Below are 14,497 nucleotides of genomic sequence, written 5' to 3' on the forward strand. Positions count from 1 at the left end.
CATGTTTCTTTATCACATGAAAACTTGCGTCAGCAAAGTGACCACATTCTAGACGGATATTCTTACAGTCATTGAAAAATTTTGCTTCAACAATTTTTTTGTGAGATTCCACGCTGTCTCGTAGGTCGGTGAGTTAATAGCAGGGCGTTCGCCGAAAACGATTTCTGTACAATGCAAAGCAAACTCAACGGCGATACCCTCTTCAAACCAGTTAGAACCCTTGACAAAAGGTGGAGCAGGGCGCGGATCTAAGAGATGGATAGTTTCATGAGCTAATTCATATACCGTTGCATACCAAGAAGTCGATGCAACGGTGCTTAAGCTAGCATACCCACCATCCAAATCAATCGTATTAGAAACATGGGGGCCTTCTGCTGGATCAGTGTTAAATTCTGGTGCCAATAGTTTCTTCTTTGAATTTCTAGGGCCAAAAATACTCTGTGCGTACTTGTCAAGTTGACGCTGAAGATTCCAAAGTTCATGCGGTGAATCTTTTGGTAAGGTTCCTGGTATTTTAAAATTTTTTAATGTACTCATATATAACTCCTTTGCCTTTTTTAATTATGGAAGGTTTTTAACCTTGGTGATGTTGTGAAAAATTTTTATATATACATTGTTTGTTTTTCATATGCATATAAACATAATATCTTTTATGAAAATCAAGACCAAAGCAATACTTTGGGTTAAAAGTGGATTAAATTAAATAGGCTTGTTAAACAACTCTGGCCTTTATAAATGTAAATGTGTCTAATAGTAATAATAATCATGAAAAACCTTTGGTTTATTTCGATGTTGTTTAGTTAATGTTATTTTTTTGAATGCTCATGTAAAATATTACCTGGATTGTTATTTTAATTTTTATCTTGGGTTGATAATATTCCAACGGTTACCATCTGAAATATACATATCTAGCCCTCCTTTGTCTATTTTTTTAGCAGCGCCATTTATTTGAAAATATGAACCATTAGTAGCGTTGTGATTCACAAATATTGATTTCCATTTGAACGTTCTAGGGGATGGGAAATAAACATTAGGTGCCCAAGCACCATCCATGGAGTGAATAACAACCAGATTGGCCTTGCTTAATTCATTAGAAATAGACTTGGCAGTTAAATCGTTGTTATTAACAATCGCTACTGTTGGTGCATAAGGAGAGGCAATAGCTCCAAGATCGCTTACGTTATTAATGCAAGCTTGGTCATTGCATGCTGCTTGAACGACATAAAGATCATTACAGTTTCCATAGGTATTAGTACTCTGTCGTGCTGTCGTTGTATCGTCTCCTATTGGATTTAAAAAAGTTGAGCTCTGGGTTCCCATCACATAACAGGAAGAAAGTTGATCATCCCCTTGCGAATACTCTTCAACAAAACCTGAAGATGAGTATAGCTTGCCAAATGTTTCTGGAACTTCAATAACACCAACAGTTATCGCTGTACCATCCATCATATCTGTGATAACTCCTGTAACCAGACTCCCTTTTTTTTGAAACATCTAATTTGTATTGATGCCCAGTTTTCCATGGCACGATTATCTGGCATTGTACTCCTGAACCTTCATGGTTGAAGTAACCACAATTACCGGTTTTCCACCCTTTTGCATTCCAAATGGAGTAATTAAAAGCATGAATTCCTTTTCCTCTATTTTGTAAACCAATATATCCGGAATCTCCTCGCTTAAAATAAAACTGATTTGCCCAGTAGTAATTGGAATCTCTTCCTCCATCTGTGCTTATCTTTTGGAAGAAAGATAATTTATTAAATTCTGCATTTGTGGGCCATGTATGTTCTACTGCAACAATCCCACCGGCGAGAACAGCATAACTTGACTGACTTATCAAAAAAAGGATGGGCGCTAATGACATTTTTCTAATGCTATACTTCATGTGTATTACTCCTTAATTAACGTTGGTTTATTGCGGGGTTGAATTTATAAAAAACAATGATTCTAATACTTTCATTTTTCGGCTTTGTTAATTAAATCATCTTATTGTGAATTATGATTGATGGGGTGTTCATTCATATATAACTACAAAGGTTTCTGTATGTTATGTATGATAATATTAAAATCAATAAATGATCGATTTTCTGATAAATAAGAATTATCCATCTTGCATTGTAATGATTTACATTGTACCACTGCCTTTCTATTGATTTTGGTGATGTGCTAATTTCTTAAACGCTGGTATTGATTTGTTTTTGCGATCATTTTTCTCAAAAAATTATTGCTCTCTTGAACTTTACGTAAAATCTCATTAATTGATTTTTGAAAGAGAAAATATATTTTATACTATCATGAAATATTGCCAGCCGAAACTACGGTTCTTATTAAGATATTTGTTTTTTATGTGACTCACCGAAAAATAATTAATCCATATGTGAAAAACACATTTAGGATAGAGTGAATTGTCTTTATAAAGAATTGGTACAATGCAAGTCATGTTCTTTTAAATTTTGTTAGAGGGTTTTATAATTTTGGATTGGATGATTACCGCAATACTATCGATCTACAATTTATAAACTAAAGAGCTAACCAAATGACCATAGCCATAGAACAACTTATCAAGGGAAAATATAACAGTTATTTCATTAATAACTCAAATTAAAATGGAAATAAGCGCTTATACCGGAGTATGTCTTAAAACCTGCTCCGGTTTTTTATCGGTCAGTCCTTAAGCCGCATGGTACGCTCTGCGGCTTTTTCTAATTCCCGCAAATCTCATATAGCGCCACGGCAGTGCTGGAGGGGCTGCATATGTATGTCAACTATTACAAAGGGTGTTTCCTACACCGCATTGGGTGGGAGTGTAGGCGCAGTGGTTTGCGGAAGACCTATTAGATACGCAGAACTGTATTGAGCTGAACGTTGAATACAAATTGGGGAAGCAGATACCGCAAGGGGCGATGGCATAGGAAGCTTTGTGTTTAACGTTGGTTGCTCTAAGTTCCTGTAATCTACGATGTATAGTTTGCTGGTTAGGGAATCATATATTGCTGCTTGTAATCAGTTACCTTGTTGGATTTAGGCAGACAATAAACTTCTTGAAGAGGGGATTGTGTGACGTGAAAAAGAGGGAGCCCTTTGCCTGCGTATCAAATTGATATCCAAATGAATATTTATCAATGGCCTGTTTCGATCGCACCACGTGAAAATCTGGGTTACTCAACCTTATCAATGCCTTTACTTTTTAATAGAGGAACTATGTTAATTGCGAAAATGAAAGTACTGCTACTAGGAGGTGCGTTGGCTGCTGCGTTTAGTGCTGGGTGGTACGTACAGGGATTGCGATGGGATACGGATGTCGCACAGCGGGATAAGAAGCAGTCGGAAGATATCAGCACAGGGCAGCAAGCGATTATTGCAGGCCAGGCACTGCAATTTCATCGCTACAACGAAATCGCCAAACAGGCCAACGAATACGCCATTAACATTAAGGCTCAATCAGATTAAAAGCATATTGTTTACCGTACCATCATCAAACGTGTTCAGGCTGGCCGCCAGTGCGTGCCTGATGATGTGGCTGGCTGGTTGCTAGAGTTCGCGCACCGTTTACGTACCAACGCAATGCATCCCACTGCCAGCGGAGCTGACGCAACCCGTGCTGGTGACACTGCCACCAACTGCCGATTGACGTATGGACAGGCAGTTTATTGGATTGATCCGTTATTAACGATGCTAGATAAAGCGCTCAGGCAATTGGCTGACATACGTGAGATTCAATCAGGTCGGGTACAAGGAGTTGTAGCAAGGTAATGATATTGATGATAATTTAATCTATTGGAAACATGTGGGTATGGATATGTTTGCTTATTTCAGAAATTTTAAAAATGCTTTTTCTCGTTATAACAAGATGACATACACACAGTTTTCCATATTTCTTTTATTCAGTGTTTCTGTTTTTGTCATTTTGTTCGCTTTATTTTCAGGAATTCAGCATCTCCTTGTTAGCACTCTATTGACGAATTATTTGACTGTTGCATATGTTGAGCTTTCTAATTTTTTTATTTTCTCACTGTCATTTCTAATCGCCTTTATACCGGCGATGCTTCACGCCATAAAACTTATGGAACGGTAATGCTGGGTCGGAAGGAGAAGTGTCTGTGATAATACATATGCAAATTAGCTGACAGAAGGGTGTGATATGGGTTGGGTATCGGTAGCCGATGAGCTACTTCTTAATCTTCCCGCAAGTAAATAGTTATCCCATCATCAGATTGTTACCAGTGTAGTCTCAGCGCCTACTGGGGCTTTCTTTCATCTCAACAAAAGGTAATCCCATGACATAAATCACCGATCAGCACATTGAAAAAGAGGTTAAGGCCATAAGCTTAACCACACAGCGTGTTACACCTCAACCGAAGTGCAGTGAGATTCCCAGTCACTTCCCCGAAGTGGACTCAGTAGGACGTTATGACAAAGCACAATTCGAAAACATTGCAGGCTGCCTTCTTGGCGGAAACTCCGAAACAGGCATCATGGCGCAGTAATGGTGTGAAAAGCATGGATTGAATGACCAGTCCGCGCGTCGTTGCATCGAACCTCGCGCTGGGCAATCTGCACAAAAGCTGATAAAGCAACGACGAAAAAGAACGTTTTACCGAAGGCGATCCCTAATCCTAACCTGGTCAACCCATCCCAGCCCGGCAATCCAATTCCGCGTAAACACTCCCCCAAAACCATTCTCATCACTGTACAGAAAACAGGCTTTTTGTTGCCGATAATCACCTTCACGATGAGGTCGGGAACGACATTGGTCGTGCATTCTGCGTGGATGCCAGTATAAGCGTCATCGAATCCAAGTAAGCTATCCATAACGATTTTTTGCTTTAAATTTCACTTGAGCAAGTTGACAACACAACCCGTTCATTTTTTGGATATCCACAAGGATTAAACAAAGATGTATTTATTGAAACTTCGTTTAATAACGCCTTGTAATATCTCCATCCATCATCGATTATGGTGACAATATAGAGAGGGGCAATTATGGTGCCTAACAATTCTTAGGTCCAGCATGGGCTAATTAATGTGTTAAAGAACACGATTAAATAGATTCTTTGTATGCAGGATACGTCGATTTAGGTGTGGTCCTTAGCAATATATGGAGTTTATATACATTACTTGGTATTCACAGAAACGTAAAGAAGTCTGGGATAGCCAGAGTCATATGATGGTATTACTACTTTGTAAGCGGATAGTGTTGTCCTTTAAATTAACGTAGTACATGTACATTGTTTGTGTTTTTAGAAAAAGTGAGTTTGCGAGAAAAATGAATAAAATATTGATCACTGGGGTTACAGGGTTTGTTGGTGGGGCTACGCTGGAAAATATTATTAATAATAATCTTAGCTGTGATTTACTTCTTCTTGTTCGCGCTGATTCTTATAGTGATGCGGTCAGGCATGTTCGTGAAAATATGCGAAAGTTCAATATCAGTGAGAGTGAATTATCAAAAATAACAGAGGATAATATATTATTGGGAGATCTTGGTAAACCAGATTTATATTTAGAGGACCCTCGGTTAGATAGCATAACGCATGTGATTAAGTGTGCTGCCATTGCGTCATTTGGTAAGAACCCAATTATTTGGAAAGTTAACGTTGATGGTACTCTCGCGCTAGCCAAAAGAATGGCTAAGGTGAAGGGGTTACAGCGATTTCTGCATGTGGGTACGGCAATGTCTTGCACGCCAGAGCCCAGTACACTTGTTTCTGAAGACACTCATTTTATTGAAAGTAAGAACCATTTTGTTGAATATACGCACTCGAAACTGATTGTTGAAAAACTAATGCGTAAGCATTGCCCAGAAATGCCACTTTTATTTGCGCGTCCCTCCATCGTTGTTGGTCACACCAAACACGGTTGCAAACCGCCCAGCAGCATTTTCTGGGTTTTCAATATGGGATTGATGTTACAGAAATTCATGTGTTCCATGAAAGATCGCATTGATGTGATTCCGGTAGATTATTGTGCTGGAGCCATCATCATGCTCCTTAACAGAAATCTGCCTAATGGAGAGATTGTTCATATCTCGGCAGGGGACGAACATTGTGTACAGTTCAAAGAAATTGATAATGCAATAGCTGATGCTATGCAGCGGAAACCAGTTGGTGATAAATATGCTAAGGTCAGTTATGATGTTTTATTAACAATGCGTCGTGACTTGAAAAAAATCTTTGGTTCTTGCAATGAGCGGATTATGCTCAAAGCAATGTATTTATATGGTCAATTTGCCGAGTTGAATGTTCGGTTTGATAATCATAAATTATTAAGTTTAGGTATGCCAAAACCACCTAAGTTTACTGATTATATTGATTTGTGTGTAAGTAGCACTCGTCATTTATCTATACCGCAACAGATGATGGTCGATTTCAAATAAAATAACGACAAGTCATTCAGATGTAAAAATACATTGTTAATCAGTGTTACTCAAATCAGCCCAGCGATTACCTCTGGGCTGATTTTGGTTTAAAGACAGAGAATTGTGTCGTAGGGTAACGAGAGCTGCTTGCTCGTACCGTCTACGGATTCTTCTGCTACCACCATCCCAGATAGCTGCCTGCGCCCACAACGATAGCCACAACAATCATTATCATTGTGATTTTACTCATTGGTATTTCTCCTTATTTCCTTGGCAGTATCATTTAGATATACAGTGATTTTTCGCCTTGCGGCCGCGTTTTAAAGCGCCGGTGAACCCAGAGATACTGCTCAGGTGCGCGCAATATCTCGCGTTCTATGACCTTGTTGATGTAGGTCGCTGCCGCAGATTCATCGTTTTTCGGGTAATCCAACAGTTCAGGCTCGATAATTAGCGTATACCCACTAAGGTCTGGTTTCCTGATGAGCGTGATAGTCAGCATAGCTGCACCGGACAGACGGGAAAGGACGTAAGTTCCATTGCCACATCGCTGACCGCGAAGAAGGGCGCAAAGGCGCTGCCTTTCGGGCCGTAATCTTGATCGGGAGCAAACCAGACGGCTTCTCCCTGACGCAAAGCGGCGACCATGGCCTTCAGATTTCGACGATCAATCATCGCTTTATTGGAACGCATTCTGCCTTTGGTCTGCACCCACTCCAGCAAGTGGTTGTTGTGTGGACGATACATCGCCATCATTGGTTGGCACTGGCCCATGGCACGACCACCCAGCTCCAGCGACATAAAATGCACGCCAACCACCATCACGCCGCGTTTGTTCTCTTGAGCGCGTTGGAGATTTTGTAAACCTTGCACGTCGAACAGTTTACGAATGCGCTCGTTGGGCCAAAACCAGGCAATCCCGGTTTCGACCAGCGCCATTCCCAGCGACGCAAAGTTACTGGCAATAAGCCGTTCTTGTTCTTCGTCGTTTAACGTAGGGAAGCAGAGTTTAAGATTCCTACGCGCGATGGTTTCTCTTCGTTTAAGAAAAGGCCGCGACAACCGACCACATAGTGCACCCAGGCGAATCAGCGCGGGTAGGGCAGTTGGACCAAGAGGAAAAGTACCGTAACACCAAACCAGGTTAGCCAGTAGCGAGGATGGAAAAAGGCAGGACAAAAACGAACGCTCGAACTCATGATATTCCTATACGCACTATACAGAAAGAAAGGGATGTATCGCATAAAGAAACAGACTTTCTGTAAGCGGCACACTGGGACGAAAACCCTGATACCTGGAGGGATGTCCTCACTCCAGCAAGCTGCCTGACCTGAAGGTTTCAGGAAACGGCGCACTCCTCATTCATACTTGCTATATGATAGAGGTAAGGCATTCAGGTTATCCAGCGATTTCATTCGTCATTTTGCCAATTTGCATGTTCTTTACGAAGGCGCTCTGATTTTATTTATGTTCTGCCCGGCGAGGTCAGGTAGCGTAATCGGGTGAGGGGAGGCAGCCATGTGGAACAACGCGCTATAAAATTTGATCTCCATAGCTTTTTCACAAAATATCGTTGCTTATAAAATGAAACAATGTTTCTTTTTTGTGGGGCGTGTGGTATTTTATGACTCTAGGACTGGATATGATCACGTTATTCTAACGCAGTAGCCTCACAGTAAGCGCCGCGCTTCTGGTTGATCGGTATCAGATGACGGAAGTATGAAGGGGCGATTACAGAGATGCGATGATGTGAATCATATCGCTCTTAATCTCTTCGCTAAATCGATATGGGAGTGGTTAAATGAGTAATTATCAGCAGCAGTTTTCTCTTGAAGGTAAAGTGGCTCTGGTCACAGGGGCTTCTTACGGTATCGGTTTTGCCATTGCCAGTGCATTGGGCGAAGCTGGGGCGACAATCGTTTTTAACGATATCAAACAAGATGCGATCGAAAAAGGCCTGGCCGCTTATAAAGACGCTGGTCTGAAAGCGCACGGTTATGTCTTTGACGTAACTGATGAAGCTGCGGTAAACGCAACAGTTAAAAAAATCGAAGAAGAAGTGGGTGTGATTGATATTCTGGTCAACAACGCCGGTATCATTCAACGCACTCCGATGCTTGAAATGGAAGTGTCTGATTTCCGTAAAGTGATCGATGTTGACTTGAACGAGCCTTTCATCGTTTCCAAGGCTGTTTTACCGTCGATGATCAAAAAAGGTCACGGCAAAATCATCAACATCTGTTCCATGATGAGCGAACTGGGTCGCGAAACTGTCGCTAGATATGCTGCAGCAAAAGGCGGCCTGAAAATGCTGACCAAAAATATCTGTTCTGAATTTGGTGAAGCCAACATTCAATGTAACAGTATTGGCCCTGGCTACATCGCTACGCCGCAAACTGCACCGCTGCGTGAAATTCAGGCTGATGGTTCTTGTCATCCGTTCGACCAGTTCATCATCGCAAAAACACCCGCTGCACGCTGGGGCACGACCGACGATCTGAAAGGGCCTGCTGTATTCCTGGCGTCCAACGCGTCTGATTTCGTGAATGGTCACATTCTGTACGTTGACGGCGGTATCCTGGCTTACATCTGTAAGCAGCCGTAATTGTCGTTTACCAGGCCTCTGCCTGGTGGGCAACGGCGTTAACTAACAAACGGGAGCCTAGCTCCCGTTTGTCTTGTTGTTACCCAGAATGTTTGTCACTGAAAAAACGCTTACGGCCTGACTAGGCCAATCGGCGGCATAAAAATTTCCCTTTTATCGCCCCATCGAAAAACCGGACTTTCGAAACCACTGCATCGGAAATGTATTTTTTATAAATTCTTTCCGGAACATCTTGGTATTTATAAATCTCACCGTTATGAAAGGTGATTTCCAATATGCGTTTATCGGGATCGTAACCGATCGCGCGAATTCTGGAGGATGTGACTGAATGCCGCAACACCACGTATGTCCTCTATACCTGTCAGCAAAAACAAACTATACGGCATTTGGGAACGTGGCATCCAGCGTTACCTGCATATCGCGTGATAGGAAAATTGACTGCTCACTTTGTGATCTGCTGCAATGTTTTTCTGTGTCGCTTACAACGTGCTTTGCACAGGTTGTTGTGTATTTTTAATACAGCATGGTGCTGACCACAAGGGAGGATCTGTTGGTATGATTAATTTTGAAAAGATGATTCTCGAATGCAGTGACAAGTATGCAGATTTTGCTGCATCGACAGTCGCCTTTATGGAAAGCCAGAAGCGCAAAATATGCGCAGAAACAATCGCCCAGAAAATCCCACCGGAAAAAAGAGCCTATTTTGAAGCTCGGTTAGCGCATTATCGGAGCATCTATAAAGCGCAAACGCTGGTTGAGTGATGTAAGGATTGCAGCGGCACTCTGCTTTCCTTTATGCCTTATATCGCTCTATTTGCTCAGGAAATATCATTCAGGGATGAAGCGGTTCGTGGTTTGCCTGTAGGCTATCCTCCCGCAACGTAGACATTATCATCTTCATCAGCGAGTCTTCGCTATAACCGTTGAATTGGGCGTTTAATAGTAGTTGATCGCATTCGGGGTCAGTAACGTTATCGCTCAATAAGTGGAGGAGTTATTCTATGAGCGTAAATGGTTTTTTGGGCATCCGACGACAGAAATATCACGTTAATAATCATCTGAATAGTAGTGCAAAAACGGGGTGGAATGTCACCTCTGACAACACAAAATTGTGGGTGAATCACCTAAAGTCCGCAGTGCAAATCAATGACAGGCCAACATTACATACTGCGGCTGATAGGAAAAAAACCTTTATAGGTACAGTGGCGCAGCGTGTTAAACATTTGCTCGCACCAAAGAGCTCGAATATTGAACGCCAACGTGAAGTCGTTTTACCCGATGCCGCCTGATGCAACGACGCCAACAAATCTTCGGGTTCCATGTCTTTAAGCAGGTAGCCATCCGCCCCGTTTTTCAAGGCGCTCACCACGTCATCTTCATGATCGGAAACGCTAAAGACCACAACGCGGCCAGACAGCGCCTTTTCTCGCAAACGCACCAGCGTCTCCAATCCGTTCATGCCGGGCATGTTCAGGTCCAGCGAAATCAGGTCTGGATCTAACTCTGCCGCCAATATCACGCCCTGTTCCCCGTCGCTGGCTTCACCCACCACGCGCAAACCGGGGACCATGCTGAGCAACTGTTTTACGCCATTGCGCAACATCGGATGGTCGTCAATCAATAAAAGGGTCGCGCTATCGTCGTTTGGCACTTCATTCGTCATGGTCTTCTCCTGTTAATTCCGGGCGGTAGCGGTTTTCTGCGTCAAAAGTCACTTTCACCTGCGTTCCCCCCTGATGGCGCGCAATGGTGCACTCTCCGTGCAGGCTGTGCGCGGTCTCGCATGATAATCAAACCGTAATGATTGGCGCGTTGGCTATCCTGAACGATGCCGATGCCGTTATCACGTACGGTCAATTCGATACGTTTTTCGCGCCGCACCAGCGTAATGTCCACCTCGCTCGCCTGCGCATGTTTGTAGATATTGCTGAGTGCCTCACGCACTATTTGCAGGACATGAATTCCATGATGGGCCGATACCGCTTGTGGTGGCAACTGATAATGCAACCGCAAGGGAAATCCCAACCGTTTTTCATATTCTTCGACGGTAGCGCGCAGTGCGGCCAACAGGCCGGATTCGTTGAGTTGAAGTCGAAATGTGGTCAACAGCTCACGCAGTTGACGGTAGGCGGTGTTCAGTTCTTCACGCATTTCGGTCAACTGACTGCGTACCTCATCCGACAGATTTCCGCCTTGCATCTGGATACAACTGACATGAATTTTCAGACAAGAGAGCGATTGGGCCAGTGAATCATGCAATTCACGCGCAATTGCCGCACGTTCTTCCATCAGTATCAGTTGCTGATGGTGTTCAGATTGTCGTTCCAGCGCCAATGTACTGGTGAGCTGTCCCAGCAGGGTATTCAGTAACTGCTGTTGATCTGGGCTCAGTTCGCATTCACTGGCTCGTGTAGCCAGCACCATACCGTATTGATGGTGTTGGTTCACCACTGGCAGTAGTCGCGTTGCTGTATAAACCACAGCTCTGGCAACTGGCGTCAGGATAGCTCGCCGCGTCGTAAGGCGTTTCGTGACTAAACTGATGAAACTGCTCCTGGTTATTACTCTCATACAGCCGCAATTGGATATTGTTCAGCGGAGTGAGCGCAGGCAATTCGTTGAGAATAGGCATCACCCGACTGCAAAGTGGCGCGTTGGTATGCAAACGACGGCTGGCGCGATACAGAAAGGAAAGGGTATCGTTTTTCTGACGCAGTCTGGTGGTCTGTTCCGCGACGCGTTGTTCCAACTGGTGTTAGATGGTGGAAAGTTCATCCGACATGCTGTTCAACGCTTGCGCCGGCGTGCTCATTTCATCTTTGCCTGAGAGACTGACTCGTTCGCTGAAATCACCGTGGCCGATGGCTTGCGCCATGGTGACCAGCTTACGCAGCGGTGTCAGCAAACGGTGACGTAGATAGAGAATAGTTGCCAGCAGCACCATGCCCATCAGCGCGATAAACAGGCTCTGGATTTTGGTGACCAGCGCAATGCGTTCTTCGGTACTGTGGTCGATGGCGGACGCCAGGGCATCCAACTGCGCCACAAAGGCGGCAACATCGCTGGCGGCTTCATCACGTTCGAGGTCATCCAGGTAAATGTGGCTGCTATTGGACAACGGCACCATGGAGAGCAGGCGATAGCTTTGCATTCGCAAGGAGCCCGCTTTATTTATGGCGTGCGCATTTCCTTGGATGTTCTGCGACATCCAAGGAAATGCGCATACCCGCAATGCCGAGCAGTCCGAGTAACAACATCAGCATCGCTACCTGGTGTGTCAGCGACAGCGGCAGTAAAAGACGTTTAACCATGGGAACTCCATGTCGCCATCCTCCGCTCATAGCGTTGTTCAACGAATGTCCTGTTTTGTGCGAGTGCTTTGCCGCTGAATCAGGCGACAACGCGAAAGGTATCTGATAGGTATGCATTCTTCACCACCCTTCGCTATAACCCTATACCCCTTAATAAGTACCCACAAATATCCGTCTCGAGTCATGGCTGGGAGTAGTTGAGGGTGAAGTCGCGTTAACGGGCTGAATTCGCGGTTTTTATTTTTTAACGTAGGGTTACTCACAAGGTGGTGGATAGCGTGGAAGCGGCATTTTTTACCTGACAGTGCTTTGATTCATATCAATTTTATTTACACTGGCATCCCTCATGTTGCGCCATGAATACCCTGTTATTTCCTCAGGGTTATATACCGAGTTTTACTCACTGAGGTTTTTTATGACGCGGCCTACAACAAATGATCCTACGAGCAAGCCGCTTAACGCGACCATTGGCGAGTGGTATCCGGAAGATGCCAATTTCTGGCAGCAACACGGTCAGCGCATCGCCACTCGCAACCTGTGGATTTCCATCCCGTGCTTATTGCTCTCTTTCTGTGTCTGGATGCTATTTAGTACCGTGGCCGTTAACCTGAATAAAGTGGGGTTTCACTTCTCGACGGACCAGCTGTTTTTACTAACCGCGCTGCCCTCGGTGTCCGGCGCGCTGCTGCGCGTCCCGTACTCCTTTGTCATCCCTCTCTTTGGTGGGCGACGCTGGACCACCCTGAGTACCATGATTTTGGTGATCCCGTGCCTGTGGCTGGGGTTTGTGGTGCAGGATACGCAAACGCCATATCACACCTTTGTCATCATCTCATTGTTGTGCGGTTTTGCCGGGGCGAATTTCGCGTCCAGCATGGTGAGCATCAGTTTCTTTTTCCCTAAAGCCAGACAGGGGGAGCGTTAGGACTGAATGGCGGATTGGGCAATCTGGGTGTCAGTGTGATGCAGATTCTGGTTCCGCTGGTCATTTTCTTGCCATTGCTTGGCTCGACTGGCGGTGTAGCACAGGCGGATGACAGCACGGTGTGGCTGTATCGCGCTGCCTGGATTTGGGTGCCTTTCCTGCTGGTGGCATCGCTGGCAGCCTGGTTTGGCATGAACGATCTGAGCACCACCAAAGCCTCCATCAGTCAGCGACTGCTGGTGCTCAAACGCTTGCACTTGTGGGTGCTCAGCTTTCTTTACCTCTCCACGTTTGGTTCGTTTATCGGTTTTTCCGCGGGATTTGCCATGCTCGCTAAAACCCAATTTCCCGATATCGTTATCCTGCACTACGCGTTTTTTGGTCCTCTACTTGGCGCATTGGCGCGACCGGTGGGCGGTATGCTGTCCGACCGTTTTGGTGGCGTACGTGTCACGCTGATCAACTTTATCCTGATGGCGCTATTCTCGGTATTGCTCTATCTGTCGCTGGCTACGGATGGTCATGCGGGCATCTTCGCCGTGTTCTTTGGGTTGTTTATGCTGCTGTTCCTCACCTCCGGGTTGGGCAGTGGATCGACCTTCCAGATGATTGCCGTGATTTTCCGTCGTTTGACCGCAGAACGCGTTAAAGCGCGTGGTGGCAGCGATGACGATGCGCTGCGTGAAGCCGCCGGACTCTGCTGCAGCGCTTGGCTTTATCTCTGCGATTGGCGCTATTGGCGGGTTCTTTATCCCCAAAGCGTTCGGTACGTCACTCGAGTTGACCGGTTCACCGGCGGGGGCAATAAAAGTGTTTATCCTGTGTTATGGGGTGTGCATGTTGGTCACCTGGCTGTTCTATGGGCGTAAAACACCGTGATAGCCGCTAACCTGATGGTGAGTTCCCCGTCACCGCCGTCATTCCCACCCACTTCCGTCATTCCCGCGAAAGCGGGAATGTCTTACAGAAGAAACACGTTCATTCTCATAGAGATCCCCGGCTTTCACTGAGGATGACGAAGGGTAAAGATACGGGTTCAGCAACCTCGCGCGGCGTATCATTGCGCCGCGTTTTGCTTTCTATCGGCCTCTCGCCACGCTACCTACCTCCAAATAGTCACGAGCTGAAATCATTGTTATCCCTTTGGGTATAAAGGTCATTAATATCTATATTTTTCATATATATATTAGTTTTAATTTTCATAATCCCCCTGGTGGTATTTCGTTCGTTCTCACCGTTTGACACCCCGGAGGAACTTGATCGGTATCAATTTTGAACCCGTCTCAGGTCGTTACCCT

Annotated in this window: 9 protein-coding genes and 4 pseudogenes; 5 read left to right on the forward strand and 8 right to left on the reverse strand. The window is 44.8% G+C overall.

Annotated features, from left to right (window positions below; translation table 11 throughout):
* Positions 1 to 48: 48 nt before the first annotated feature.
* The 3 genes from JZM30_RS10965 to JZM30_RS10975 form a co-directional block, all read right to left on the reverse strand.
* Complete coding sequence (locus JZM30_RS10965) at positions 49 to 537, reverse strand: hypothetical protein (RefSeq protein ID WP_252318705.1); 489 nt, start codon at positions 535 to 537, stop codon at positions 49 to 51.
* 321 nt (positions 538 to 858) lie between these two features.
* Positions 859 to 1,449: a hypothetical protein gene (locus JZM30_RS10970; protein ID WP_252318706.1), complete on the reverse strand. Its 591-nt coding sequence runs from the start codon at positions 1,447 to 1,449 to the stop codon at positions 859 to 861.
* Entirely contained in the window at positions 1,412 to 1,885 is a 474-nt protein-coding gene (locus tag JZM30_RS10975) for a DUF3472 domain-containing protein (RefSeq protein ID WP_252318707.1), read from the reverse strand. The genes JZM30_RS10970 and JZM30_RS10975 overlap by 38 nt, the downstream gene beginning before the upstream one ends.
* Positions 1,886 to 3,081: 1,196 nt before the next feature.
* On the opposite strand from JZM30_RS10975, the gene JZM30_RS10980 reads away from it, so the two are divergent.
* Positions 3,082 to 3,450 carry a hypothetical protein gene (locus JZM30_RS10980; protein WP_252318708.1) on the forward strand — a complete coding sequence of 123 codons (369 nt, stop codon included), beginning with the start codon at positions 3,082 to 3,084 and terminating at the stop codon, positions 3,448 to 3,450.
* 1,023 nt (positions 3,451 to 4,473) lie between these two features.
* On the opposite strand, the gene JZM30_RS10985 is transcribed toward JZM30_RS10980, so the two are convergent.
* Entirely contained in the window at positions 4,474 to 4,812 is a 339-nt protein-coding gene (locus JZM30_RS10985; protein WP_252318709.1) for a hypothetical protein, read from the reverse strand.
* Between the two features lie 454 nt (positions 4,813 to 5,266).
* Here JZM30_RS10985 and JZM30_RS10990 point away from each other — a divergent pair, with 454 nt between their 5' ends.
* Positions 5,267 to 6,376: an SDR family oxidoreductase gene (locus tag JZM30_RS10990; RefSeq protein WP_252318710.1), complete on the forward strand. Its 1,110-nt coding sequence runs from the start codon at positions 5,267 to 5,269 to the stop codon at positions 6,374 to 6,376.
* Between the two features lie 265 nt (positions 6,377 to 6,641).
* Here the strand turns inward: JZM30_RS10990 and lpxP are convergent.
* Positions 6,642 to 7,557, reverse strand: a pseudogene (gene lpxP, locus JZM30_RS10995) (kdo(2)-lipid IV(A) palmitoleoyltransferase).
* A 602-nt stretch (positions 7,558 to 8,159) separates the two neighbouring features.
* Between lpxP and JZM30_RS11000 the strand changes: the two are divergent.
* On the forward strand, positions 8,160 to 8,963 hold the full coding sequence (locus JZM30_RS11000) for a gluconate 5-dehydrogenase (protein ID WP_252318711.1): 804 nt from the start codon (positions 8,160 to 8,162) through the stop codon (positions 8,961 to 8,963).
* Between the two features lie 121 nt (positions 8,964 to 9,084).
* On the opposite strand, the gene JZM30_RS11005 is transcribed toward JZM30_RS11000, so the two are convergent.
* Positions 9,085 to 9,303, reverse strand: a complete 219-nt coding sequence (locus tag JZM30_RS11005) for a KTSC domain-containing protein (protein WP_252318835.1) — start codon at positions 9,301 to 9,303, stop codon at positions 9,085 to 9,087.
* 215 nt (positions 9,304 to 9,518) lie between these two features.
* Between JZM30_RS11005 and JZM30_RS11010 the strand changes: the two genes are divergently transcribed.
* Complete coding sequence (locus JZM30_RS11010) at positions 9,519 to 9,725, forward strand: DNA polymerase III subunit theta (RefSeq protein WP_252318712.1); 207 nt, start codon at positions 9,519 to 9,521, stop codon at positions 9,723 to 9,725.
* 508 nt (positions 9,726 to 10,233) lie between these two features.
* Here the strand turns inward: JZM30_RS11010 and JZM30_RS11015 are convergent.
* A pseudogene (locus JZM30_RS11015) lies at positions 10,234 to 10,626 on the reverse strand (response regulator); the annotation flags it as partial.
* Positions 10,616 to 12,274, reverse strand: a pseudogene (gene narX, locus JZM30_RS11020) (nitrate/nitrite two-component system sensor histidine kinase NarX). The pseudogenes narX and JZM30_RS11015, both read right to left, overlap by 11 nt.
* 415 nt (positions 12,275 to 12,689) lie before the next feature.
* Between narX and JZM30_RS11025 the strand changes: the two are divergent.
* A pseudogene (locus JZM30_RS11025) lies at positions 12,690 to 14,078 on the forward strand (NarK family nitrate/nitrite MFS transporter).
* The last annotated feature ends 419 nt before the right edge of the window (positions 14,079 to 14,497 follow it).

The sequence above is a fragment of the Candidatus Symbiopectobacterium endolongispinus genome, assembly GCF_018777385.1.
GTDB classification, from domain to species: Bacteria; Pseudomonadota; Gammaproteobacteria; order Enterobacterales; family Enterobacteriaceae; genus Symbiopectobacterium; species Symbiopectobacterium endolongispinus.

Coding starts and splice junctions, on each gene's coding strand:
- JZM30_RS10985 (WP_252318709.1), bottom strand. CDS start 4,812: ATGGATAGCTTACTTGGATTCGATGACGCTTATACTGGCATCCACGCA.
- JZM30_RS10970 (WP_252318706.1), bottom strand. CDS start 1,449: ATGATGGATGGTACAGCGATAACTGTTGGTGTTATTGAAGTTCCAGAA.
- JZM30_RS11000 (WP_252318711.1), top strand. CDS start 8,160: ATGAGTAATTATCAGCAGCAGTTTTCTCTTGAAGGTAAAGTGGCTCTG.
- JZM30_RS11010 (WP_252318712.1), top strand. CDS start 9,519: ATGATTAATTTTGAAAAGATGATTCTCGAATGCAGTGACAAGTATGCA.
- JZM30_RS10965 (WP_252318705.1), bottom strand. CDS start 537: ATGAGTACATTAAAAAATTTTAAAATACCAGGAACCTTACCAAAAGAT.
- JZM30_RS10975 (WP_252318707.1), bottom strand. CDS start 1,885: ATGAAGTATAGCATTAGAAAAATGTCATTAGCGCCCATCCTTTTTTTG.
- JZM30_RS10990 (WP_252318710.1), top strand. CDS start 5,267: ATGAATAAAATATTGATCACTGGGGTTACAGGGTTTGTTGGTGGGGCT.